General features: G+C 71.9%; 17 protein-coding genes. 11 read left to right on the plus strand and 6 right to left on the minus strand.

Going from position 1 to position 25,287, the window contains the following annotated elements:
- Position 1: 1 nt before the first annotated feature.
- Complete coding sequence (locus tag OV090_RS02520) at positions 2-1,186, minus strand: hypothetical protein (protein ID WP_267701841.1); 1,185 nt, start codon at positions 1,184-1,186, stop codon at positions 2-4.
- Positions 1,187-1,374: 188 nt separating this feature from the next.
- Here OV090_RS02520 and OV090_RS02525 point away from each other — a divergent pair, with 188 nt between their 5' ends.
- Together OV090_RS02525 and OV090_RS02530 are read left to right on the plus strand one after the other, a co-directional pair.
- On the plus strand, positions 1,375-2,247 hold the full coding sequence (locus tag OV090_RS02525; protein ID WP_267701842.1) for a fatty acid desaturase: 873 nt from the start codon (positions 1,375-1,377) through the stop codon (positions 2,245-2,247).
- Positions 2,248-2,359: 112 nt separating this feature from the next.
- Positions 2,360-4,459: a hypothetical protein gene (locus tag OV090_RS02530; RefSeq protein ID WP_267701843.1), complete on the plus strand. Its 2,100-nt coding sequence runs from the start codon at positions 2,360-2,362 to the stop codon at positions 4,457-4,459.
- 176 nt (positions 4,460-4,635) lie between these two features.
- Here OV090_RS02530 and OV090_RS02535 read toward each other — a convergent pair whose 3' ends face one another.
- Positions 4,636-7,722 carry a tetratricopeptide repeat protein gene (locus OV090_RS02535; RefSeq protein ID WP_267701844.1) on the minus strand — a complete coding sequence of 1,029 codons (3,087 nt, stop codon included), beginning with the start codon at positions 7,720-7,722 and terminating at the stop codon, positions 4,636-4,638.
- A 338-nt stretch (positions 7,723-8,060) separates the two neighbouring features.
- On the opposite strand from OV090_RS02535, the gene OV090_RS02540 reads away from it, so the two are divergent.
- The 3 genes from OV090_RS02540 (at position 8,061) to OV090_RS02550 (ending at position 11,894) form a co-directional block, all read left to right on the plus strand.
- Positions 8,061-9,068: an ADYC domain-containing protein gene (locus OV090_RS02540; RefSeq protein ID WP_267701845.1), complete on the plus strand. Its 1,008-nt coding sequence runs from the start codon at positions 8,061-8,063 to the stop codon at positions 9,066-9,068.
- Between the two features lie 312 nt (positions 9,069-9,380).
- Positions 9,381-10,706, plus strand: coding sequence for an MFS family transporter (locus OV090_RS02545; protein ID WP_267701846.1), 1,326 nt, complete (start codon positions 9,381-9,383; stop codon positions 10,704-10,706).
- 222 nt (positions 10,707-10,928) lie between these two features.
- Complete coding sequence (locus tag OV090_RS02550) at positions 10,929-11,894, plus strand: hypothetical protein (protein ID WP_267701847.1); 966 nt, start codon at positions 10,929-10,931, stop codon at positions 11,892-11,894.
- A gap of 9 nt (positions 11,895-11,903) precedes the next feature.
- Here the strand turns inward: OV090_RS02550 and OV090_RS02555 are convergent, their stop codons facing one another.
- On the minus strand, positions 11,904-13,031 hold the full coding sequence (locus OV090_RS02555; RefSeq protein WP_267701848.1) for a M20/M25/M40 family metallo-hydrolase: 1,128 nt from the start codon (positions 13,029-13,031) through the stop codon (positions 11,904-11,906).
- Between the two features lie 72 nt (positions 13,032-13,103).
- On the opposite strand from OV090_RS02555, the gene OV090_RS02560 reads away from it, so the two are divergent.
- Entirely contained in the window at positions 13,104-13,553 is a 450-nt protein-coding gene (locus tag OV090_RS02560) for a DUF1579 family protein (RefSeq protein ID WP_267701849.1), read from the plus strand.
- Positions 13,554-13,608: 55 nt separating this feature from the next.
- On the opposite strand, the gene OV090_RS02565 is transcribed toward OV090_RS02560, so the two are convergent.
- The 3 genes from OV090_RS02565 to OV090_RS02575 all read right to left on the minus strand — a co-directional run bounded on the left by OV090_RS02565 (position 13,609) and on the right by OV090_RS02575 (position 18,237).
- Positions 13,609-14,766, minus strand: coding sequence for a CAP domain-containing protein (locus tag OV090_RS02565; RefSeq protein WP_267701850.1), 1,158 nt, complete (start codon positions 14,764-14,766; stop codon positions 13,609-13,611).
- 250 nt (positions 14,767-15,016) lie between these two features.
- On the minus strand, positions 15,017-17,341 hold the full coding sequence (locus OV090_RS02570; protein ID WP_267701851.1) for a TAXI family TRAP transporter solute-binding subunit: 2,325 nt from the start codon (positions 17,339-17,341) through the stop codon (positions 15,017-15,019).
- Positions 17,342-17,448: 107 nt separating this feature from the next.
- The gene (locus OV090_RS02575) at positions 17,449-18,237 is read right to left on the minus strand and encodes a hypothetical protein (protein WP_267701852.1); all 789 of its coding nucleotides are present in this window, start codon (positions 18,235-18,237) and stop codon (positions 17,449-17,451) included.
- A gap of 369 nt (positions 18,238-18,606) precedes the next feature.
- On the opposite strand from OV090_RS02575, the gene OV090_RS02580 reads away from it, so the two are divergent.
- The 5 genes from OV090_RS02580 to OV090_RS02600 all read left to right on the plus strand — a co-directional run bounded on the left by OV090_RS02580 (position 18,607) and on the right by OV090_RS02600 (position 25,267).
- Entirely contained in the window at positions 18,607-19,359 is a 753-nt protein-coding gene (locus OV090_RS02580; RefSeq protein ID WP_267707056.1) for a sulfite exporter TauE/SafE family protein, read from the plus strand.
- Between the two features lie 171 nt (positions 19,360-19,530).
- On the plus strand, positions 19,531-21,417 hold the full coding sequence (locus OV090_RS02585; protein ID WP_267701853.1) for an IucA/IucC family protein: 1,887 nt from the start codon (positions 19,531-19,533) through the stop codon (positions 21,415-21,417).
- The gene (gene prs / locus OV090_RS02590) at positions 21,414-22,361 is read left to right on the plus strand and encodes a ribose-phosphate diphosphokinase (RefSeq protein ID WP_267701854.1); all 948 of its coding nucleotides are present in this window, start codon (positions 21,414-21,416) and stop codon (positions 22,359-22,361) included. Before OV090_RS02585 ends, prs begins: the two co-directional genes overlap by 4 nt.
- 22 nt (positions 22,362-22,383) lie before the next feature.
- On the plus strand, positions 22,384-24,363 hold the full coding sequence (nadE, locus tag OV090_RS02595; protein ID WP_267701855.1) for an NAD(+) synthase: 1,980 nt from the start codon (positions 22,384-22,386) through the stop codon (positions 24,361-24,363).
- A gap of 202 nt (positions 24,364-24,565) precedes the next feature.
- Positions 24,566-25,267 (plus strand): protein-L-isoaspartate(D-aspartate) O-methyltransferase, encoded by a 702-nt coding sequence (locus tag OV090_RS02600; RefSeq protein WP_267701856.1) that lies wholly within the window; start codon positions 24,566-24,568, stop codon positions 25,265-25,267.
- Positions 25,268-25,287 lie beyond the last annotated feature (20 nt).

Here is a 25,287-nt window from a genome sequence, read left to right on the forward strand (position 1 = left end):
CTCACATCGGCAGCACCGGCGCGCACGTCGACACCCCGGCGCCGACCACCAGCAGCGGCGCGTCCTGGGTCAGCACGGTGAGGTCCTGCACCCCGTTCATGTCGCTGTCGTCGTAGTCGAGGTGCGTGACCTCGGAGTTGAACAGGTCGTTGTCGCTGTCCGTGAAGAAGTAGAAGTCGCCGGCGAAGAAGGCGAACGCGAACGCCCCGTTGTTGATCTCGAGCCCGTTGAGCGGCAGCACGTCCAGCGCCGCGCCGGTGTTCTTGTCGGCCTCGACCAGCTTCGACGGGAACTGCCCGCCGAAGATGAACGCCCGCCCGTCGCCGGTGCCGGTCAGCTCGGCGCCGTCGAAGTTGGTCTTGCCGAGCTTCGCCAGGCCGAGGTCGTCCGGATCGATGGTGAGGAAGTCGCCGACGTTCACGCCCTCGGAGTAGCCGCCGAAGCCGCTGTACGTGTTGCCGTAGATCCGGTCGCACTTGTCGCTGTCGCTGTTCGACACGAACGCCATGCCGAAATTCTTGACCCCGTTCTGGTTGGGCAGAAAGCCCGGGTTGCTGCAGTCGCTGACGTTGGTGACGTCGACCTTGCGCAGCTCGCCGGTTCCGTTGAACTGGACCCACGCGTAGCCGAGGCGGTCGACCGCCATCGAGAAGGTGTTGGTCATGCCGCAGCCGATCGCGCCCAGCATCGTGAAGCTGTTGGTCTCGGGGAAGTACTTCCACAGCTCGGCGTCGTCGGACAGGACGAAGATGCCGTCGTCGAGCGGCACCTCGATGTCGTCGGGGCAGGCGCACGCCTCCGGCTCGCCGGTGGTCGTGTCGGTGGTCGTCTCGCTCGTCGTGGTCGTCGAGGTCGACGTCGTCCCGGTGGTGGTCGTGTCGATCGGGTCCGTCGTGCCCGTGCTCGTGCTCGTCGTGGTGTCGGGCTCCGTGGTGGAGCTCGTGCTCGTGCTCGTGCTCGTGCTCGTCGGCGCAGTGGTCGTCGGCGTCCCCGACTCCGACTCGCCCGCCGTCCCGGTGTCTTCCGAGGTCGCACTCGTCGGCCCGAGGGTCGTGGAGGTCGGCGTCGCGTCCGTCATGGTTGTGTCACTGGCCGACAGGGAGACCGTATCGGTCTGGGCCGCGCCGTCGTCGCCGCAAGCGAGCAGACAGGAGAGGGCGATAGCGGGCAAGGGCGAAGTTCGCATGGACGGCAGAATAACCCGCCGGCGCGGCCACCCTGGCCTGTGCGGCGGCGGGCCCGGCGGAGGTCTCTCATCACTGTCGAGCCCGGGCCTCGGCGCAGGGGCGGAGGACCCGACGTGCGTCGACGCGCACCGTCGCTCCCGGGCCGGCCGCTGTGACCTGCGCTCGCCGCTGGTAGCCTTTGGAGGCCTTGTCCACGGCAGTCGAAGTCGAAGATATCGTCCCTCCGCCGGCCACCAGCTCGCCCGCAGTCGGCGGACTCATGTGGAGTCACGTGATCGGCGCCGGGCTGATGCACCTGGTCTGCATCGCGGCCCCGTTCACCTTCTCGTGGAGCGGCCTCGGCGTCGCCGCCGCGCTCTGGTGGCTCGCCGGCGGCGTCGGCATCTGCCTCGGGTATCACCGCCTGTTGTGTCACCGCAGCTTCGCGGTCCCGCGGTTCTTGACGTACGTCATCGTCCTGCTCGGCACCTTGAGCTGGCAGGGCAGCCCGGTGCTGTGGGTCGGCAAGCATCGCCTGCACCACCGCTGGTCCGACCAGGAGCACGACCCGCACTCGCCGCGGCGCGGCCTGTTGTGGGCCCACATGTTGTGGGTCTTCATGCGCGCCGACGAGGACACCGAGCGCGCGTTCGCCCGCGACCTCCTGCGCGACCCGGTGATGCGGTGGTTCGACCGCTGGCACTACGTCCCGCAGTTCGTGCTCGCCGTCCTGCTCTACGTCGTCGGCGAGGCGTGGCTCGGCCAGGGCTGGAGCTGGGTCGTGTGGGGCATCCCCGTGCGCCTGGTTTTCACGTATCACGCGACCTGGCTCGTCAACTCCGCCGCGCACCGGTGGGGCTACCGCAACTACGAGACCCGCGACGACTCGCGCAACAATTGGTGGGTGGCCCTTTTGACCTTCGGCGAGGGCTGGCACAACAACCACCACGCCCACCAGCGCGCCGCGGCCCACGGCCGGCGGTGGTTCGAGCTCGATGTCACCTACCTCATGATCCGCGGCCTCGCGCTCGTCGGCCTCGCGCGCGACATCGTCGCCCCGCGCGAGCCGCTGAAGTCCTGAGCAGCCGTCTGCGCGCCTGCAGACGGCGCCGGCCCCGGGGCCTTGCGTGGGCTCGCATCGCACCGGGGATCTCCGTGTAGCCGCGGCCGGCGATCTTCGCTGTAATCGCCGCATGCGTTGGAACTTTGTGGCGCTCCTCTCGGCCGCCGGCCTGCTCGCCTGCGGCAACCCCGATCGTCCGGCCGAAAGCGACAGCTCCGTCATCTCCGCCTCCACCTCGCTGAGCACCGGAAACACCGGCAACGGCAGCGACACCACCGACACCGCGACGCCGACGAGCACCGATCCGAGCGGCAGCGGCACGATGGGCGACCCGACCGACGGACCGGTCACGGGCACCACCAACGGCACCACGGTCGATCCGGCGACCACTGCGACCACGGGCGACGACCCGGGCATGGTCGTCTCGATCGAGATCGATCCGCTCGACGCGATCATCACCGTCGTCGACGGCGTGATCCCGCCGAGCACCCAGTACAGCGCCGTCGGCGTCACCGACAAGGGCATCAAGATCCCCGTCACCGGCACCTGGTCGTACGACAAGCTCGACCTCGCCGGCATCGGCGATCTCTCGGGCACGTTCACCGCGACTGGTTTCGCCGGCGGCGTCGGCACCGTCACCTTCGAGGGCGCCGGCGAGCTGCCCGCGGCCACCACCACCGCCACCGTCAAGCTGCTGTTCAACGCCGAGCCGAACCCGGTCCCGCCGGAGACCAAGGACCTGTTCCCGATGGCGGTCGACCCCGACCCGTCGATGGTCCTGCTCTACCCGTACGACAAGACCGTGTTCCCGCGCGGCCTCATCGGTCCCACCATTCAGTGGGACGGCGGCGGCGCCAACGACCTCTATTACATCCACGCCTACAGCGAGTTCTTCGAGTACAAGGGCTGGCACAACGTGCCGCCGCCGTCGCGCTTCGACTTCCCGAAGCTGCCGACCGACATCTGGCTCAAGCTGACCGCCTCGACCGAGGGCGACGTCAAGGTCGACATCGCCCGCTTCGACGGTCAGAAGGCCTACCTCGCCAAGACCCAGACCTGGACGATCGCCCCGGCCAACCTGACCGGCACCGTCTATTACTGGGAGGTCAACAACGGCAACGTCGTGCGCCTCAACATCGGCGCCACCGCGCCCGAGCAGTTCATCCAGAAGCCGCCGGGCGTCACGTGCGTCGCCTGTCACAGCGTGTCGAAGGACGGCTCGCGGATCGCCGCCAGCTTCCACGGCGGCTACAGCCCGTGGAGCACCATCGACGCCGCCTCCGGCAACGTCCTGTACTTCCCCGACATCGCCTCCGGCTTCCAGGCGATCGCGCCCAACGGCTCGCACGTGGTGTGGGGCCAGTCCGACGAGAGCGGCGCGCTCAAGCTGACCAACTTCGACAGCTCCACCGTGCTCGCGCAGCTCACGGTGCCCGGCGGCAAGCCGCAGCACCCGGTGTGGTCGAGCGACGGGACCAAGGTGGCCTTCGCGCGCAAGACCGACGGCAACTGGCTCGACTTCAACAACAGCGAGCTGTGGCTGGTCGACATCGACCTGATGACCAACTCGTTCGCCAACGCCCACCAGATCGTCGACAAGATCCCCGGGCTCACGACCACGACGTTCCCGACCTTCTCGCCCGACTCGCAGTGGATCGCGTTCAACCGCCTCAACCAGGCCCGCACCCGCGCCGCGGTCACCGAGGTATGGCTGACCAACCTCGACGGCTCCGCGGTGGTGCGCCTCGACAAGGCCAACGGCTTCGGCATCGTCGAGCCCGGCCAGGACCAGACCACCTACGAGCCGACCTTCCTGCCCGTGTCGGTCGGCGGCTACTCGTGGCTCATCATCGGCTCCGAGCGCAAGTACGGCAACACGCTCACCGACATGAACCCCAACACCCGGCGCAAGCAGCTGTGGGTGACCGCCATCGACGGCAACATCACCCCCGGCACCGACCCGAGCCACCCGGCCTTCTGGCTGCCCGGCCAGGAGCTGAACAACTCGAACATGCGCGGCGAGTGGGCGCTGTCGCCGTGCAAGCAGCTCGGCGAGGGCTGTAACGCCGGCTTCGACTGCTGCGACGGCTTCTGCTACGGCGACCCGGCCGTGTGCTCCGACAAGCCCGACACCTGCTCGCACATCGGCGACTCGTGCGAGGTCGACGCGGCCTGCTGCGAGGGCGAAGGCACCTGCATCGCCGGCTACTGCTCGATCCAGCCGGGCTGAGCGACCGATCTGTCCCTCGGGACAGCCATCATGCGACCGTCCCCGCGGCGCCTCGACGAGGCTCGCCGGGGACGCGGCGTTTCAGGCTCCGCCAGCGCCTCGGGACATGCTCTCGGAGGCATGTCCCTTCAAACATGCGCTGAAGGGCATGTCCGAAGCGCCATGCCCCGGGCTTCTTACTTCGGGTACCCGGCCAGCCAGACCCGCATCGTGGCCTGCTCGGGCAGATACGCGGGGCCGAGGCTCTGCAGGGTGAGCAGGGCCTGGTCGACCAGGCCGCGGCCTTCCGGGGCGAGCACGCCGGACACGGCGGCGCGGGCGCGGGCGAGGCCGAAGCGGGCCAGCGCGAGCTCGAGGATGTCGCTGTCGCTCACCGCCGAGTAGATGGCGATGGCGCGCTCGTAGTGGCCGATGGCCGTCCTGGGGTCGTTGCGCGCGAGAGCGAGGTCGCCGAGGCGGAGGCGGATCAGCGCGGCCTCGCTGCTCTCGACCTTCGGATCGCGCTCGCGCAGGCTCTGGGCCTGTTGCAGCCAGCTCGCCGCCTCGTCGAGGCGCCCGGCGAGGCGGTGGGCCTCGGCGATCCGGCGCATCGAGTCGGCCAGCAGCGGGATGTCGGAACGCATGCGGGCCTTGCGGATCTCCAGGGCGCGCTGGAACTGCGCCAGCGCGCCCTCGGGGTCGCCGGCGCGCAGCAGCATGTCCCCGTGCTGGTCGTCGACGTCGGCGCTGCGCAGCGCGTCGGCGCCGAAGCTCTGCTCGGCGAGCACGTGCGCCTGGCGGAAGTGGCGCTCGGCGGCGGCGAGGTCGCCCCGGCAGGTAGCCGCCTTCCCGAGGCCGAGCACGGGCATGAAGGCCGCCGAGTCGAGCGAGGTCTCGCTCGCGCCCAGCACCTGCAACGCGCGGCGGTAGCTGGCGTCCGCGTCGTCGCAGCGGCGCTGGTCCACCGCCAGATCGCCGATGCCCGACAGCACCCAGTGCAGGTCGGGGGCGTTCGGCCCGAGCAGCTCGCTCTGCAGGGCCAGGGCCCGCTGGAAGTAGCCGGCGGCCTCGCGGAAGCGGTGCAGCCCGGTGAAGCCGATGCCGAGGTTGATCGCCAGCAGGGCGACGTGCGGGTGCTTGGGCCCGAGGCTCGACTCGGCGGCGGTGAAGGCCGCGCGCAGCTGGCGGACGCCCTCGAGGGCGTTGTCGCTGCCGACCAGGGCCAGGCCGAGGTTGCCGAGCGCGTAGACGACCTGGGGGTGGTCCTCGCCGAGGACGGCCCGACGCGCGTCGATCGAGGCGACGAAGTACTCGCTCGCCCGCTGGATCTGGCCGAGCACCGCGTAGGCGATGCCGATGTTGTTGAGGTGGTCGCCGCGCAGCTCGCGGCCCTCGCGGGTGGTCTCGACGCGGGCGACGAGGCCGTCGATCAGCGGGGCGTCGCTCAGGACCTCGCGGCTCTGCTGCAGGCGGGCGGCGCGGACGAAGTCGCGGCGGGTGGCGAGCGCGGCGGCGACGACGTCGTGGCCGCTGGCGAGCGCGGTCTGCAGGGCCCCGGTGAGCAGGTCGAGGGCCTCGGTGTGGCGACCGGCCTCGCTGAGCAGGCTGCCGCGGCGCAGGCCGATCTCGGCGACCAGCGGCGGATAAGCGAGGTCGCCGAGCTCGATGCCGTCGACCAGCGCGAGGCCCTGGTTGAACTGGCCCGCGAGCTCGTGCGCCTGGGCCTCGGCCAGCACGCCGCGCAAGCCGGCGACGCGCGCGGCGCTGGCGGGATCGTCGGGCGGCGGGACGGCCTCGGTGAGGGCGCGAGTGTCGTCGCAGCCGACCAGCGCCGGCAGGTTGGCCGCCGCGGCGCCGGCGTTGCCGACGACCTCGGCGTCGGCGCGCTGCAAGATCGCCACGAACGCCGCGAGGCTCTTGTGCCGCTGGTCGAGGCACGCGGTCCGCAAGTCGAACAGGTGCATCGAGGCCCGGCCCTGCTGATGGGCCCGACAGGCGTCGACGCGCATGCCGACGAGCTCGCCGGCGTAGGCGTCGAGGCGGGCCTTCACGCGCGTCCAGGTGTCCTCGGCGTACGGCACGCCGGTGTTCAGCAAGCCCGCGCGCGCGGCCGCGGCCGCGGGCCCGTCCCACAGCCCGGCGAGCTCGTCGTCGGCGCCCTCGCAGGCGTCGCCGGCCGGGTAGTACGCGGCCGCGGTGACGCCGGCGGCGGTGAGCAGGCCGGCAAGGCCGAAGGTCGCGATCCACGGGACGCTCCGGCGCTCGAGCGTGCGCTCGATCGCCGCCAGCAGGGCGGGCATCGACGGGAACCGGCGCTTCGGATCGACCGCGAGGCCGCGGGTGACGATCTGAAGCAGGGCGGCCGGGACGTGGCTGCCCGACGGCGGCTGGCGGATGGCCCCGCGCGTCACGGCGTCGGTCAGCGCCAGGAGGCTGCTGGTGTCGAACGGCGAGACGTCGTAGAGCGCCTCGTAGAGGCTGACGCAGAAGCTGAACTGGTCGCTCTTCTCGGTGGCCGGCTGGCCGAGGAGCTGCTCCGGGGCCATGTACGCGGGGGTTCCGACGACCGCGCCGGTGTGCGTGAGGTGGTTGTCGAGCGAGCTCGTCAGGGTGCTGTGCAGCGCCGGCGGCGGCTCCTCCTCGACCTCGCGGTCGACCGCGCGGGCGAGGCCGAAGTCGAGGACTTTGACCACGCCGTCGCTGCCGACGATCACGTTGGCCGGCTTGAAGTCGCGGTGGACCAGGCCGGCGGCGTGGGCCACCGCGAGGCCGCGGCCGGCCTGCAGCAGCGTCTCGGCGCGCGCGCGCCAGGGCCGGGCCGCCTTCAACCAGTTGGCGAGGTTCTGCCCGCGCACGAACTCCATGGCGATGAACACCTCGCCGTCGTGGTAGCCGACCTCGTGGACCGCGACGATGTTGGGATGCGAGACGCGGGCCATCGCCTGGGCCTCGCGCAGCAGGCGTTCACGCGCCTGCGGCTCGCGCTGGTTCGAGTCGTTGCGCAGGATCTTGACGGCGACCTTGCGATCGAGCCGGTCGTCGTAGGCGGCATAGACGATGCCCATCGCGCCCTCGCCGAGCCGCTCGAGGATGGTGAAGCGACCGATGTGGGCCAGCAGCGAGGGGATCGGGCTGGTGATGGGACGCGCGGGCGGTTCGTGGACCGGCGGTTCGGCGCGCTGCGTGACGACGAGGTCGGCGAGGTCGGAAGACCCGGGCGGCTGAGGTGGCGCGACCTGGGTGACCGGAGCGATGACGGTTCGATCGAGTGCGGTCTTCGACAACGCCATGGAGGGCAGGCGCCGGGGGGCGCGTCCCGAGGATAAAGGACGTGGGAAGGTTCGCCAGGAACGTCTTGTCGTTCGCCCCCACGATTGGTCGGCGGGCAATGCGGTAAATTTTCAGCGCGTTCTCGCGCTAGCTAAAAACTTTTATAGTTAACGTAATTTTTAGCAGCTAAACCGAAAATAGTCTTGAAAATAAAGTGTCATTTCATATTAATCAGACTAAAAAATGTTGTTTTCAGAAGTTTAAAAAAAAGAGTCTTCGGACCACCGATTTTCGCTGGCCGAGCTCCGGGGACGCCACATGCACAGGCCACGAGCCGGAGCCGAGAGCCGCCATGAACATCCGCAACCTTGTTCCCTTCGTGATCCTGAGCGTCGCCTGTGTCACTGCCTGTGACGATATGGACCAGTACGACGCCGCCGATGAGGACCTCGGCGAGGTTGCGCTGCGCCCGGGCAGCGGGCCCGCGGGCGGCGTGTGGCTGAACACCAGCTCGATCGGCTCGACCCCCTTCTCCGAGCTCGACCTCTCGGGCCTGGTCCACAAGGGGGCGCAATTCACGGGCGCCAAGCTGCTGCGCCCCGGCAACGTGTGGGTGAACGTCACTAACGGCGCGGTCAAGGACGGGATGCTCGAGGCGAAGGTCGGCACCGTGATCTACAGGGGCGCCGACCTGGTCGGTTCGCGCTGGGAGCTGACGCTCTTCAACGCCGACACCGACGGCGACGGCGACCACGACGCGGACGACGAGCCCGAGGTGGACGTCGAGCTCCGGATCGCCTCGTTCCAGCAGATCTCGCCGAAGGAGGCCCACTACACCTTCGAGACCGTCGACGACGAGGGCAACGTCGTCCCGGTGTGCGACGCCGACACCGACGGCGTTCACACGATGGTGCCGATCAAGGACCTCACCGTGAACGAGGTCACCGGGCGGATGGGCAAGCGCAGCAACACGCTCTACCTCGCGTGTACCTCGGGCGCGGTCGGCAAGGCGGTGCAGTGGGGCTACAAGCCGTGGGAGCGGCCGATCGACGAGTTCGAGGTGGCCACCCGCATGGTCCGCGCCGACTACTGCTTCGACGGCACCTCGTACACGCAGACCGGCACGCACCTGCAGGTCCAGGACAAGTACAAGATCAACACCTTCCTGCGCTCGGACGACCCGACCGAGGCGGTGTGGTCCAAGTCCGGGGTCCGCTGCATCAACACGCCCCGCAACGCCACGTACTCGGCGCCGCAGGTGGTGTGCGGCGGCCAGACCCTGCCGCTCTGCTCGAGCTCCACGAGCATGACGACCTACTCGGACGCGCTGTTCTGGACCAAGATCGACGCGTCGATCTGAGGTCGGTCGCAGCGGCGCGGGCCGCCCACCGGGTGCGTCGCCTCGACGTGCCGCGCACCCGGTGACGAGCGGCCGGCCTTGCGTGCGGACGCGAGTGCGCGCGGCGGACAGCCTTCGCAAGCCGCGAGCCCGCCCCGGTGCGCGACGCGGCGGCCCGACGCGACGGGGGCGACGACTCGCTCGCTTGCCTCGGTCGAGCTCGCCGGCCGCGGCGCTGCCGGCGACGTGCATTGTGACGTGACCCGTCTATGGTTCGCGCGCCCGTCGTCTGTGGCACCCTGAGCGGCCGCAGCGTCGCGCGCCCCGAGCACCATGAACGCAGTCACGTCGACCTCCGGAGGCCCCACCTCACCGCCGCCGCAGGCCGACGCCGCGGAGCGACGCCATCGCATCTTCGCCATCATGGCGGCGTCGTCCGGCAACCTGGTCGAGTGGTTCGACTTCTACGTGTACGCCTTCGCCGCGCTGTACTTCGCGCCGGCGTTCTTTCCCCAGTCGGATCCGACCGCCCAGCTGCTCAACACCGCCGGCGTGTTCGCGGCCGGCTTCTTGATGCGACCGATCGGCGGCTGGCTGTTCGGGCGGATCGCCGACCGCCTGGGTCGCAAGACCTCGATGCTGCTGTCGGTCATGATGATGTGCGCCGGCTCGCTCGTGATCGCCTGCCTGCCGACCTACGCGCAGATCGGCATGTGGGCCCCGTTCTTGCTGCTGGTGTGCCGGCTGTTCCAGGGCCTCTCGGTCGGCGGCGAGTACGGCACCACCGCCACGTACATGAGCGAGGTCGCGCTCAAGGGCCGGCGCGGCTTCTTCTCCTCGTTCCAGTACGTCACGCTGATCGGCGGCCAGCTGCTCGCGGTGCTCACGCTCGTGGTGCTCGAGCACCTGCTGAGCGAGGCCGAGCTCAAGGCCTGGGGCTGGCGGATCCCCTTCGTCCTCGGCGCGGTGGCGGCGGTGGTCGCCCTGCTGCTCCGCCGCACCCTGCACGAGACGCAGAGCGCCGCGGCCAAGGCCGACGCCGAGGCCGGCAGCGTGGCCGGCCTGCTCCGTCACCACCGCGCCGCGTTCTTGACCGTGCTCGGCTACACCGCCGGCGGCTCGCTCTTCTTCTACACGTTCACCACGTACATGCAGAAGTACCTGGTCAACACGGTCCACCTGCCGATCCGGACCGCCAGCTACGTGATGACCGGCGCGCTGTTCGTCTACATGTGCCTGCAGCCGGCCTTCGGCGCGCTGTCGGACCGGATCGGCCGGCGCACCTGCATGCTGCTGTTCGGCAGCCTCGGCGCGGTGGCCACGGTGCCGATCCTGACCGCCCTGCAGCGCACCGCCAGCCCGGTGACGGCCTTCTTCCTGATCCTCGCTGCGCTGGCGATCGTGAGCCTCTACACCTCGATCAGCGGCATCGTCAAAGCCGAGATGTTCCCGCCGGAGGTGCGCGCGCTCGGGGTCGGCCTCGCCTACGCAGTGGCGAACGCGATCTTCGGCGGCTCGGCCGAGTACGTGGCGCTGGCGCTCAAGTCGCTCGGCCACGAGACGTCGTTCTTCTGGTACGTGAGCGCGATGATGGTCCTCACCGCGCTCGTCAGCCTGCGCCTGCCGCGGCATCCGAGCTACCTGCAGCACGATCCGTGACGCGCCGCCGAGCGCGGCGAATCACATGTCTCTCGGGACAGCCTCGCGCGACATCGTCCGCGTCTCTCCGTTCCTGTCCCCGAGAACAGGTCGATCCTCGCGCGACATCGTCCGCAACGACCCGTCTCCAGGCGCAGGCCGATACTCTTGCTCCATCCCCCCGCGCGGCATCGCCGACCGCACCAGACCCATCGGCCCGGCGCGTGCGTGCTCTACCGCTGCATGCACCGCCGAGATTTCGCCCTCGGGCTCGTCGCCGCCGGCGCCTGGGCTTGCGGCGAGCGCCCCACCCCCGCGCCGCCCCCTCCTCGCCGCGCGCTCGCGCCCGAGCCCGAGCCCGAGCTCCCCGCGCCCGGTCCGCCCCCGCCCCCGGTCGCAACTTCGGCCCTCGGCCCGCCCGTCATCACTCGCGCCGCCCTCGACGCCCGCGCCGACGAATTGCGCGAGCGCCACGCCGGCCGCGGCTTCACCGTCCTCGTCGAGCCGCCCTTCGTCGTCATCGGCGACGAGTCGCCCGCCGACGTCCAGCGGCGGGCCGATCGCACGATTCACTGGTCGGTGCTGCGGCTCAAGCAGGACTACTTCGCCCGCGACCCGGCGCGCATCATCGACGTCTATTTGTTCGCCGACCGCGCCAGCTACGGCCGCAACACCCGCGAGTTGTTCGGCGAGGAGCCCGACACCCCCTATGGCTATTACTCGCCGCGGCACGCCGCATTGATCATGAACATCGGCACCGGCGGCGGCACCCTCGTCCACGAGATCGTCCACCCGTTCATGGCCGCCAACTTCCCCGCCTGCCCCGCCTGGTTCAACGAGGGCCTCGCCTCGCTCTACGAGCAGTGCGGCGAGCACGGCGGCCGGATCGTCGGCTACCCCAACTGGCGCCTGCCGCACCTGCAGGCCGCCATCCGCGCCCGGCGCCTGCGCTCGTTCGCCGAGCTGTGCGCCACCGACTCCGACGAGTTCTACGGCGCGCGCTCCGGCCTCAATTACGCCCAGGCCCGCTACCTCTGCTATTATTTACAGGAGCACGATCGCCTGCGCGACTACTATCATGCCTTCGTCGCCGGCGCCGACCTCGATCCCGGCGGCTACGCCACCCTGCAGAAGATCGTCGGTCACCGCGACATGCCCCGCTTCGAGCGCGAGTGGCGGCGCTTCGTCCTCGACCTGCAGTGGAGCTGAGCCGCGCGGCTACAGCCCGGCCGCCGCCGCGACCGCCGCAGTCGTCGCCTTGAGCACGTCGGTAGCGAACGCGTGGTCGAGCTTGTCCGGAGTGTCGAGCCCGAGCGTGCAGTGATAGGCCGGGTTGCGGAACACCCCGGTGTCGAACACGTGCAGCGCCGGAAATCCGCGCTCCCAGAAGCTGCGGTGGTCCGACATGCTCAGCACCCCGAATGCGTCGTCGTCGAGCTTCTCCGCGTCCGTCAGCGTCATCACCCCCGTCAGCCGGCCGAGGCCCTCCGCCTGCGCCTCCAGCTCGAGCGCGAACGGCTCCGCCGACGCGTCGGCGACCACCGCGATGAAGTCGGCGCGCCCCTTGTTGGCGGTCAGCTCGTCGGCCAGCCCGGGGAACCGCTCCGCCAGCGGCCCCGGGAAGATCTGCGAGTGCTCCGCCGCGCTCGCATAGCCGATCATGTCGAAGTTGAACGCCACCGCCAGCTTCGCGCCCGTGAACGTCTGCGCGAACGCCCGCGAGCCGCGCAGCCCCGACTCCTCCTCGTCCCAGCAGGCCACCATCAGCGTGCGCGGCAGCTTCGCCTGGCCGAGCACGCGCGCCACCTCGAGCGCCCCGGCCACCCCGCTCGCGTTGTCGTCGGCGCCGGGGCAGCCGCTGACATGATCGTAGTGGGCCGCCAGCAGCACCACCTCGGACGCCGCCGCAGTGCCCTCGCGCGTCCCGATCACGTTGATCCCGCTGCCGTAGTCCTGGCGCTGCACCACGAAGCCCGCCTGCTCGAGCTCCGTCGCGCAGCGGTCCTGCACCTTCTGCCAGTGGATCGATCCGGGCGGCCGCGACTGGGCCATGAACGCGACGTCCTCGGCCCAGCGAACCGGGTCGACGCAGTCCATCAGCGCCTCCGGGCTGTCGTGACCGCAGCGGGACGCGATCCCGGCGTCGGGCCCCGGCCCCGTGGTCGTCGGCGCCGCCGTCGTCCCGCTCGAGCTGCTCGAGCTGGTCGAACTGCTGATCCCGCCCGGCGCGCCCGTCTCCGTCGAACCACTCGTCGTCGCCGCGTCGCTCTCGCCGCTCGTCGCCGGCGAGGGGCACGCACCGAGTCCGAGCCACATCACCCCGACCGCACCGCGGACCGCTCGCATCACCGTCACTATAGCACTCGCCCGGCCCCACGCCGGTGGATCGCCCGCCGCCGATCGCTTATGACCGGCGTCATGGCCCACCCCCTCACCGAACTCACAGGCTCATGGACCGGCCCCGCGCGCACCTGGCTCGACCCGACTGGCGGCGAGCCGGACGTCGGCGACTGGCGCGTCCAGATCGAGTCGCTGCTCGACGGCCGCTACGCGCGCCTCCGCTACGACGGCGTGTGCACCGGCAAGCTGCACCACGGCGAGATGACCCTCGGCGTCGACGACCACGAGCACACCCTGTACTGGATCGACACCTTCCACACCGGCGCCTCCCCCTTGTGGTCGACCGGGCCCGCGGGCCCCGCCGTCTCGGTCCTCGGCAGCTACCGCGCCGGCGACCAGCGCTGGGGCTGGCGCACCGCCTTTCGCCGCGACGGCGACGAGCTCGTGATCGAGGCCACCAACATCGAGCCGAGCGGCGAGGAGACGCGCGCCATCGAGGTCCGCCTCACCCGCGTCACAGCTGCCTGATCGACCATGCCCCCCGGGACATGCCCGTTCGGCCATGCCCGCACGGACATGTCCCTCAAGGGCAGGCGACCACCTGCACGTCGTAGCTGAACGGCTGCGGCACCCCGTTCACCGCCACCGTGTAGGTCTTGCCGGCCTCCGAGGTCCAGCCCTGCGGCGTCATGGCGATCGCGCTGGCCGAGCCGAACCCGCCCATGAGCGCCGTCGTCTTCACCGGCCGGTCGACCCCGCCCTCGCTGATCGTCACCTGCGCCGCGCCGAGGTCGATCGCGTCGCTCTGGATCGTCCAGCCTGTCTCGTCGACATTGGACCACGGCACCTCCGGCACGTGGATCGCGTCGATCGGCACCACCCCGGGCGGCGGCCAGGCCGTCCACGCCGCGTCGCCGCCGCCCTGCCCGCCGAGCACCCACATGCACGAGTTCACGGCCGTCGAGCCGAGCCCGACCGGCCCGAGCCCGTTCGAGAGGATCCACCGCCGGTGGCCGAAGGTCGTGGCGTTGCCGGGGTCGACCATGTAGAGGTCGACCGCGACCACGCCCGGCGTCGACGAGATGTTGCTGTTCTTCGCCGCCTGCGCCCCGTCGGCGGTGTAGCACGCCCACTGCATGGGCGGGTCGTGCGACAGCTGCCCGTTGGCGTGCATCATCAGCGCGCACTGCTGGGCCTTGGCGTCGAGCCCCGCGTCGTGCTCGACCGCCGGCAGCCCGGCCAGCCAGCGGTACAGGTTGATCAGCTTGAGCGCGTTGTCGCGGCCCGGCGCGCCAGTGTCGCCCGCCTGACAGCCGGCGACCGCCCCGCTCCATGTCCCTTCGGACATGTCCGTTCGGTCCGCCGTCCAGCGCGCGCACACCTCCGCCGCCGGATCGACCGGCTCGCCGGTCGTGGTGGTGATGTCGCCGGTGGTCGTCGAAGCCGCGCCGGACGTCCCGCTGTCGGTCGGACCTGGCCCCGAGGACACCTCGTCCGGCCCCGTGGTCGTGGTCCCGGCGACGCTCGTGCTCGTCGGCTCCTCCGCGGTCGACGCCTCGCTGGGGCCCGCCGCGCTCGCATCGCTCGTCCCCGGTCCGCTGCTCGCCGCGCTCGCGCCGGCGCTCGTCGCCCCGCTCGCGGTCTCGGGCGCGCCGATGCTCTCGGTCACCTCCGCGACGCCCGAATAGCAGCCGACGACGAGCATGGACATCGACGCGAGGACGACGCGAAACGGCAGCATCTCCCCCGAATACGACCCAACCGCGGCGACCGTCAACCCGCGCGCCCAGCGGCTCGCGCCCGCTCGTGGGGTCGACGAGCCGCGACGCGATCGCGCGACCCCGCAGTCATATCCTCGCCTCGGTCGACCCGCGATTGCGACCTGCAGCTCGTTCACCTCGGCTTCGCGTCTGCAGACCGTCGACCCGACAGCGAAGTGTGGACCGACGACGCGCTCCGCAGCGCTCGAGCTCGCGTCGCGCGCCGCGCCGTCAACTCGGCGCCGCGACCTTGCGGCTCTCGGCCACGATCCGCACCAGATCGGCCTCGTCCTCGCACAGCGCCACGATCAGGTCGCCCGGCACCAGCGCCTCGTCCGGCCGCGGGTTGACGATCAGCCGCCGCCGCAGCTCCGCGTGCGACGTCCCGCCCGCCGGCGCCTTGCCGCCCGGATCGGCAGCGCGATACAGCCCCAGGGGCACCGCGCCGCCGCGGCCTTGCACCTCGAGCAGCGCGCGCCGGGCCTTGCGCCACGGCTGTCCGATGAGCCAGGTCGGCGCCGGCGCCGTGTAGACCTCGGCGTTGTCGTCGGCGAACGCCACCACGCGGTTGAACAGCTCCGCGAACGCGCGGTCGCGGCACGCCATCACCAGCCAGCGGTGCGCCAGCGCCTGGCAGTCGACCGGCACCAGCCAGGCCGCGAACGGCGAGAACACCTCCTCGCGCTCCGCCTCCGACGTCTCGACCAGAGTCACCGGCAGCGCCGGCGCAGTGCGGGCGATCTCCACCGACGTCGCCGCCACCCCGAGCGTCCGCGCCCGCTGACCGCCGCCGATCGGGTCGCGCGCGCACGCCTGATGGACCGCGCGGGCGATCCGCAGCGGATCGTAGCTGGCCCCCGACCCGTCGCCGTCGCCGAGCACGATCACCCGCGACGCCCGCGGCAGCCGCAGCCCCGCCAGGTCCTCCGGCACCTCCGGGTTCGAGTGGTGGATCGTCAGCGCCTTGACGCGCGCCAGCTGCAGCCGCACCCGCCGCGGCAGCGCGTCGGACACCACCACGTGCAGCGGCCGGTGCCGCGTCGGCCCCGGGCTGCGCAGCAGACGGATCAGCGGCAGCATGTCCTCGCGGAAGTTCAGCACCACCAGGTGCTTGTTGAGCCGCCGCCACAGCCGCGTCTGCTCCTGCGCGAAGATGTTGGTCAGCGTCGCGGTGAACCACGCCAAAAGGCCCAGCCCGAGGATCGTCGCCGCCGCCCCGACCAGCCGCGCCGTCGGCGTCTTCAGCGTCTCGGTCGTGAAGTTGCCGGTGGCGAACGTGTTCATCTCCCAGAACGAGTCGTTCAGCGTCCGCAGCCTGGCGTTCGAGTCATGTTCCAAAGACCAGACGATGAACGTCGACAGCGTCACCACGCACGCGAACGCGGCGAACGGCACCAGCGGGTTCGACAGCTGGCTCTCGATGCCCGCGCCCGGGACCCGCCGCCGCCGCAGCGCCCGGCGCACCAGGTACAGCACCACCCCTAGCGCCGCCGCGAACGCCCCGCCCTGCAGCCACGCCTGCCGGCGCTCGCTGGTCTCGTGCAGCTCGGCCACCGGGTGGAGCGGGATCGGCTCGCGCTCGGCGAACCCGCGCCACTCCACGCGGACCTTGAGGCTCGCGTACTGCTCGTCGCGCGCGAGCTTCTTGAGCCCCTGGACCATCGCCTCGACCGCCAACCGGCGGTCGGCCAAAAAGCCCTCGTCTTCCACCCGCTCGCGCGGCGTCGCCACCAGCACCACCGAGCTCACGCACACCGTCGGCATGCTGTACTCGAGGCCCGGATACGTCCCGGTCTCGATCGGGCAGATCCGGTAGTACGGGTAGCCGTCGATCAGGCGGTTCAGCACCGCCTCGGGCAGCGGGTTCAGGGTCGCCAGGCCTGACGCCAGCACGTCGCGGATCTCCGCGTGCCCCGGCTCGGTGGTCCGCAGCATCGTCAGCAGCTCGCGCCGGCTCATCGCCGCCAGCGCCTCGTCGGCCGTGCCCGTGAACAGCGGCAGCTGCTCCGCAGTGTGACCCGCCGCGCCGAGGATCACCTTCGCCGTCTCGTAGCTGCCCGAGCCGTCCTTGCCCATGAACAGCGGCTCGCGGCCGATGTCGTCGAACTCCTCGAGGCGCACCGGCCGGCGCACCAGCACGTGGACCGCCGCGTCGGACACCGCCGCGATCACCCGCAGCTCGGCCTTGTCGGCCTCCTCGGGCGACAGCTTGCACATCCAGCCGCCCTTCGGGATCCCGCTGTCGCCCGCGTCCGCGTCCGCCTGCCCGGCCTTGAACGCCTCCGCCGCCACGTCGTACTGCACCAGCGCCGCGTCGAGCTCGCCCGACAGCAGCTTGTGGACGTTCTCGCACGAGCCCTTGGTGGACTCCGGCGCGATCGTCACCCGCCCCTCGCCCTGGACCGCCTCGGCCAGGGCGTGCGCGGTCACGTCGAACCCGCCCTTCTTCGCCCCCGAGCCGAAGCGGACCACGATCGCCTCGCCCGCCTGCGCCGCACCTGTCTGCAGGAACATGCCCAGGAGGACAGGCGCCATCGGCCATGTCCGCGAGGACATGCCCCGACGGCCAGCCCACCGCGCGGCCCGTCGCGCCCACGACGAGCTCGCTTTTTCGGCGCGCTCGTCTGGCGCGGCCGCGCCGTCCTGCCTCCGCTCCCCGCGTCTCACTCGGCCTCCCCGGTCAGCACCAGCAGCGCGCTCGCGTCGCGCAGCGGGCGGGCGGGCGACGGGCTCAGCAGCATCGCGTCCGAACCGCCCTCGCCGGGCGCGAACAGCCCGATCAGCGTCACCGGGCGGCCGCGGCGGTCGACCTCCACGTTCAGGCAGGCCTCGCGGAACGTCCCCGCGCGCAGCTCCGGCGGCACCGGCCAGGTCTCGACGCGCAGGCGCCCGCCGAGCAGCGCCAGCATGAAGCGGAACGCCCCGAGGTCGACGCACGCGTGGGCCAGCAGCGCCGCCCGCAGAAAGCCCGGGTAGAAGATCGTCGCCACCCCCAGGCCCTCGAACTCGTGGGTGGCCTCCGGGTCCTCGACCGCCACCACCACGTGCGGCGGCTTGCCCTTGCAGGCGCGCAGGATCGCCGTGCACACTAGGCGCGAGAACGCGTCGGTCTCGCCGTGGCCGCGCAGCGGCAGCACGATGATCGCGTCGGCCGCCGGCAAGCCGGCGGTGTCGGCGAAGAAGCGCGCCAGCGCCTCGACCCCGCCGCTCGCCGAACCCTGCCAGTACTTTTGGACATGTCCCGCGGGCAACTCGGCCAGCGCCGCCGCGACCGCGTCGGCGGGCGCCGGCCCGATCAGCGTCAGCTCCGGCGCCGGCTCTGCCGCCGCGATCGCGCGCACCAGCCCGAGCGCCTCCGGCGTCCAGTGGATCACCACCCAGCGCGGCCTCGTCGGCCCTAAAAGCCCCGTTGCGAGCTCCTCCGCCGCCGCAGTGTCCCCGCGCTCCGTCACGCCGCCGCAGCGTCCGCCCCGGCGCGCCCGCCTGTCAAGCCGACTCCCCGCCTTTCGTCGCCGACACGATCGCTCGCGCCGATCGACGCGGCCACCTGTCCTGCCCGGCATCGTCGGCCGCGCGCTCCAGCCTCACGCCGATCGTCTGCGCCACTCGTCGCCGCGCGCGTGCACCGAGACCTCGCGAATCCATCTCGCGTGGCGACTCGCCGCAGATGAACATGACCTCATCCAGCGCGCGCCCTCGCTTCGCTGCCACCGCCGCGTTGCGGGCCGCGCCTGGCTCGGCGCGGCCGCCCGGACTCGCCGCGCGCGTGATAGCGTCGGCGCCTGCGCTCCACCGAGATCCTCGCGCTGGCGCTCATCGCGCTGGTCTCCTTCGGCCTCAGCTACATCGGCGCCACCGTCGGCCTGGTGCTCGGTCAGCTGCGGGTGGCCCTCCTCGTCTACGCCCTCGGCAGCCCCGCCGCCGGGGCCGCCACCAGCCTCGCCATCTCCACCGCCGGCACCCTCACCGGCACCTGGCGCCACGCCCGCGACGGCCGCGTCAGCCTGTGGCTGCTGGCCAGCGTCGGCGCGCCCTCGGCCGTCGCCGCCTTCGCCACCGCGCGCTGGGCCGGCAGCGTCGACGCCCGCCTCCTCAAGGCCGCCATCGCCGGCGTCCTCCTGCTCACCGGCGCCGCCATGCTGCGCCGCCGGCCCGAGCCCGCCGGTCCCTCCGAACATGTCCCTTCGCGCACCTTCGCCGTCCTCGCCGAGGTCGTCGTCGGCGCCGTCCTCGGCGCGATCTCGGGCCTCGTCGGCCTCCTCCTCGGCAGCCTGCGCCTGCCGGCCATGATCCGCTACGCCCGCGTCCCCCCGCCCGTGGCCGTCGGCACCAACATGGCGATCGGCGCAGTCACCGGGCTGTCGGCCGGCGTCGCCACCTTCCTCCAAGGACAGGTCGACCTCACCGCCTTCGCGGTCGTCACCCCGCTCACCCTGCTCGGCGCCAACCTCGGCGCTCGCCGCACCGGCGACCTCGACCCCGACAGCCTGCGCCGCTGGATCGCCTGGATCCTGCTCCTGTCCGCCGCCCTGATGCTCGGCGAACTCGGCCTCGAGCTCCGGCGCGCGGCTTGACCGGCGACTCTCGTCGCCCGGCCGCGCGGCGACGACTCGTCCGCGAGCTCCGCCGGCTGACTCGACCATCCGCTCGCAGCGCCTGGCCCCGCGCGACGACTCGGACGCGAGCTCCACTCCCGGCTGGACCGGCCGCTTTCGTCGCCCGGTCCCGCGCGCTACCTTTCGCCCGTGTCCGAGCGCGACCGCTTCCTCGCCTTCGCCGCCCGGGCCGTGCCAGTCGCGTTCGGCGCCCGGCCGGCGCCCGGCGAGCTCGCCGCGCACTGGCGGGCCGCGACCCAGGCGATCGGCGCTCGCCTCGTCCTCGCCTGCGCGCGCGAGCGCCTCGTCGAATTCGACCTCCAGGACATGTCCCTTCGCACATGTTCCTTGAGCCTCCCGCTGCGGCGGCGCCGGGCCTTCGAGCTGCACGCCGCCGACCTCGACGGCCCCGACCTCCCCGACCTCCCCGACCTCCTCCCGCGCCTCTTGCCCGCGCTCGCCCCCGCGGCTCGCGCCCGGATCGCGCGCGAGCTCGCCGACAGCCGCTGGAACCTCGCGCTCGCCCGCCTCGCCGCCGACCTGCGCCATCGGACATGCTCCGAAGGCCAGGCTTGGCCCGCCCCGCTCGACCCCGAGAACCTGGTCGTCGACGGCCACCCGTGGCACCCGATGAGCAAGACCCGGCTCGGCCTGCGCGCCTGGGAGAACCTGCGCCACGGCCCCGACCTCCTGGCCCAGGCGGCAGTCCACGCCGTCGACGTCGCCGCCGACCACGCCCAGCTGGCCGAGCCGGCCCTCTACGCCGACCTCGCGCGCGCCCTGTTCCCGGCCCCCCCGCCCGGCCTCGTCCGCCTGCCCGTCCACCCCCTCCAGCTGCGCCGCCTCCCGCGCCTGCTCGGCCCGCTGTGGGGCCGCGAGGTCCGTCCGGCCGGCCTGCCTCCGCTCCACGCGCGCGCCCTGCTCAGCCTGCGCACCGTCGCCCTCGTCGCGCCCGCGCTGCACCTCAAGCTCGCCGTCGACATCCACACCACCAGCGCGCGGCGCCAGGTCTCGCCCGCCTCGGTGCACAACGGCCCGGCGATCGCCGCCCTCCTGGCCGCGATCCAGGCCGCCGACCCGCAGACCCGCCGCGGCCTGCAGATCCAGCCCGACCTCGCCGCCGCCGGCCTGCACCCCCGCCACGGCCCCGGCGCCGGCCAGCTCGGCGTCGTCCTCCGCCCCGACCCCGCCGCCCTCGCCCAAGAGCTCCACGCCGACCTCACCGCACCCGCCGACCCATCCGGCGCGACGCCGACCGCCCCCGGCACCGCGCCTGCCCCTGAGCACCTGTCCTCCGCGACATATCCCTCGGAACATGCCCCCGAGGACCTGTCCCGTGCGACATATTTATTAGAGCATGTCCGATCGCGCACCCCGCAGCTGGTCGTCTGCGCCGCCCTCGGCGAGCGCCGGCCTGGGGGCGACCTCTTGTTGCGCGAGCTCGCCGCCGACTACCCCGGCGATCCGCGCGCGCGCCTCGCGGCCTTCTTCGCCGACTACCTCGACCTCCTCGTCCCCGCGGCCCTGCGCCTGCTCACCGCCCACGGCGTCGCCCTCGAGGCGCATCTACAAAACACCCTCCTCGTCCACGCCGGGCGCCCCTGCGGCTTCGTCGTCCGCGACCTCGGCGGAGTGCGGCTCCACCGCGGGCGGCTGGCCGCGGCCGGCCACGCCCCCGCGCTCGCGCCCGACTCCTTCACCTTGACCTCCGACCTCGCCGAGGCTCAGGGCAAGCTGTTACACACCCTCGTGCACGCCCACCTCGCGGCTGTGATCGGTTGGGTCGACGACGCCGGCGGCCCCGACCCCGACGCCCTGTGGCCCGCGGTGCGGCGGATCTGCCAGCGCGAGTGGGACCGCTGGGCCACCGATCCGGCGCTCGCGCGCGCGTGCGCCGACGATCGCGCGTTCTTCTTCGCGGCTACCTGCCGCAGCAAGGCGCTGCTGCGCATGCGCATCGACGAACGCGTCAGCGATTACGCCTATACCGAGGTCGCCAACGCGCTCGCCGAGGGGTACTCTTCCCCCGCCGCATGACGACCCGCCCGCTCGTGTTCGCCACTCCCGAGTACGGCTACTTGCAGGCCGCGTTGTGCGGCTCGGCCGCGCTGGAGGCCGGCGACATCGACACCTTCGCCTTCCCCGACGGCGAGCGCTACCTCCGCCTCGTCACCCCGGTCGAGGGCCGCGACGTCGTGATGATCGGCGGCACCGTCGACGACGCCGCCGCGCTCACCCTGTTCGACCTCGCCTGCGGCGCCGTCCACTACGGCGCCCGCCGCCTCACCCTCGTCGTCCCCTACTACGGCTACGCGACGATGGAGCGCTCGACCAAGCCCGGCGAGGTCGTCACCGCCAAGACCCGCGCCGCGCTGTTCTCGGCCATCCCGCCGGCCTCCTACGGCAACCGCGTGCTCCTCCTCGACCTCCACGCCGAGGGCATCCCGCACTACTTCGAGGCCGGCCTGGTCGCCACCCACGTCTACGCCAAGCCGGTCATCCGCGACATCATCCTCGACATCGCCGGCGGCCAGCCCTTCGTGCTCGCCTGCACCGACGCCGGCCGGGCCAAGTGGGTCGAGTCGCTGGCCAACGACCTCGGGGTCACCGCCGCCTTCGTGTTCAAGCGCCGCCACGACGGCGAACGCACCGAGATCACCGCCATCGACGCCCAGGTCGCCGGCAAGCCGGTCATCCTCTACGACGACATGATCCGCACCGGCGGCTCGCTGATCGGCGCCGCCCGGGCCTACCAGCGCGCCGGCGCCGTCAGCCTGGCCGCAGTCGCCACCCACGGCATCTTCCCCGGCGACGCCCTGCACAAGCTGCAGGCCACCGGCCTGTTCTCCGCCATCGCCTGCACCGACAGCCACCCGCGCGCGCGCGCCCTCGCGGCCGCCAGCGCCGGCGACCCGACCCCGCTGCGGGTCGCCTCGATCGCCCCCCTGCTCGCGCCCCACCTCGCAGGACATGTCCTTTAGACCCTGTCCCCGGAGACATTGAATGCACCTCGTCCGCGTCGCCGCCGCCGCCCTCAACCAGACGCCGCTCGACTGGGACGGCAACCAGGCCCGGATCGTCGAGGCGATCCGCCTGGCCCGCCGGGAGGGCGTCGCCGTCCTGTGCCTGCCCGAGCTGTGCATCCCCGGCTACGGCTGCGAGGACGCGTTCTTCGGCCGCGGCACGATCCTCGAGTCGTGGCGGATCTTGCAGGAGCTCCTGCCCGAGACGAAGGGCATGGTCGTCGCGCTCGGCCTGCCGATCATGCACCGCGCCGCCAACTACAACGCGGTCTGCCTGGTCGCCGACGGCCACATCGTCGGCATGGTCGGCAAGCGCTTCCTCGCCGGCGACGGCATCCACTACGAGCCGCGGTGGTTCAAGGGCTGGCCGGCCGGCAAGTTCGTGCAGTGGGAGCACGACGGCCACAGCTACCCGCTGGGCGACCAGATCTTCGAGGTCGGCGGCCTGCGGATCGGCTTCGAGATCTGCGAGGACGCGTGGGTCCCGAACCGCCCCGGCGTCGAGCTCGCCAGCCAGGGCGTCGACGTGATCTGCAACCCCAGCGCCAGCCACTTCGCGTTCGGCAAGCACGAGGTGCGCAAGCAGATCGTCCTCAACGCCTCGCGCAGCTTCCGCGCCACCTACGTCTACTCCAACTTCATCGGCAACGAGGCCGGCCGCGTCATCTACGACGGCGAGTGCATGATCGCCTCGTCCGGCCACCTGATCGCCGAGGGCCCGCGGCTCGGCTACAAGGACGTCTACGTCACCAGCGCCGTGGTCGACGTCGACCTCGCGCGCATGGTCCACGCGCGCACGACCTACGCGCCCACGGTCGACGACAACGTCCGCCGGATCACCCGGTTCGACATGCAGCTGCCGACCGCCGACCTGCCGCCGCACGCCAACGCCCCCGACGACGCGCTGCGCAACGACAAGCGCGAGGAGTTCTCGCGCGCCGTCGCCCTCGGCCTGTTCGACTACCTGCGCAAGAGCCGGTCGCGCGGCTTCGTCGTCTCGCTCAGCGGCGGCGCCGACTCGGCCGCAGTCGCCTACCTCGTCCACCTCATGGTCACTCTGGCCACGCAGGAGCTCGGCGTCGCGGCGACCTGCGCCCGCCTCGGCCTGCCCGAGGGTTCGTGCACCACCCCGCGGGCGATCGTGCGTGCCCTCCTGACCTGCGTCTACCAGGCGACCGCCAACAGCTCCGACACCACCCGTAATGCCGCCCGCGCGGTCGCCGAGGCCGTCGGCGCCGAATTCCTCGAGTTCGACGTCGACCCGCTGGTGCGCGCCTACGTGCGCACGGTCGAGGGCGCGATCGGCCGCGAGCTCGGCTGGAAGAGCGACGACATCGCCCTGCAGAACATCCAGGCCCGCGCCCGCGCCCCTGGCGTGTGGCTGCTGGCCAACTTGCGCGGCGCCCTCCTGCTGGCCACCAGCAACCGCAGCGAGGCCGCCGTCGGCTACGCCACCATGGACGGCGACACCTGCGGCGGCCTGTCGCCGATCGCCGGCATCGACAAGGCCTTCCTGCGCCAGTGGCTGCGGTGGGTCGAGCACGAGGGCCCCGCCGGCGTCGGCCCCACGCCCGCCCTGAGCGCCGTCAACGTCCAGGCCCCGACCGCCGAGCTGCGGCCCGCCGGCGCCAAACAGACCGACGAGGACGACCTGATGCCGTACCCGATCCTCGACGTCATCGAGCGCGCCGCCATCCGCGACAAGCTCGCGCCGAAAGAGGTCTACCGGGTCCTCGCCAGCCGCTTCCCCGAGCACGGCCGCGACCAGCTGCTGCTGTGGATCAAGCGGTTCTTCCGCCTGTGGAGCCAGAACCAGTGGAAGCGCGAGCGCTACGCCCCGAGCTTCCACCTCGACGACGAGAACCTCGACCCCAAGACGTGGTGCCGCTTCCCGATCCTCTCGGGCGGCTTCGCCCGCGAGCTCACCGAGCTCGACAACGTCGTGCCGAAGAGCGGCTGAGCCTGGCTCTCGGGGCATGTCCCCGAGGACATCCCCGACCCGCGCGCCCCCCGCGATCACGCCTGAGCCTGCCTGGCGTTTGCGACATGTCCGGGAAGACAGCCGCCCGACCGCCGGGAAAATCCCCAGGCGTTCGCGCCTGAGACCGCCGCGGCGCAGCGCCTGCGCGGGCTTGCAGCCGGGCGCGCGCTAGCCTGCCCGTATGCGCCGATCGAGCCTCCTGCTGTGCCTGCTCGTCGGGTGCGCCGCCGCCATGGACGAACCGTCACAAGCCCGCAGCCGGATGGTCGAGCAGCAGCTCGTCGCGCGCGACATCACCGACGAGGCCGTCCTCTCCGCCATGCGCCGGGTCCCGCGCGAGCGCTTCGTCCCGCCGGAGGATCAGCGCTACGCCTTCGGCGATCACCCGCTGCCGATCGGCCACGGGGCCACCATCAGTCAGCCGTACGTCGTCGCGCTCATGACCCAGCTGGCCCACGTCAAACGAGGCGACCGCGTCCTCGACATCGGCACGGGCTCCGGCTACCAGGCCGCAGTCCTCGCCGAGATGGGCGCCGAGGTCTACAGCATCGAGGTCGTCACCGACCTCGCTGAGCGAGCCGCGACCCTGCTCGCAGAGCTCGGCTACGATAACGTCCACGTGCGCGCGGGCGACGGCTACCGCGGCTGGCCCGAGGCCGCGCCGTTCTCCGCCATCATCGTCGCCGCCGCCGCACCGACCCTCCCACGCCCGCTCACCGAACAGCTGGCCGTCGGCGGCCGCCTGGTGATCCCCGTCGGCGAGTTCGTGCAGGACCTGCAGGTCCTGGAAAAACGTCCGCGCGGCGACCTCCACGTCGAGACAGTCCTGCCGGTCCGCTTCGTGCCGATGGTCGGCGAGGTCGAATCGCAGCCGCGCCACTGAGCGCCGGCCCGTTGCGAATC

The sequence above is a fragment of the Nannocystis sp. RBIL2 genome (assembly GCF_026626745.1).
Lineage (GTDB): Bacteria > Myxococcota_A > Polyangia > Nannocystales > Nannocystaceae > Nannocystis.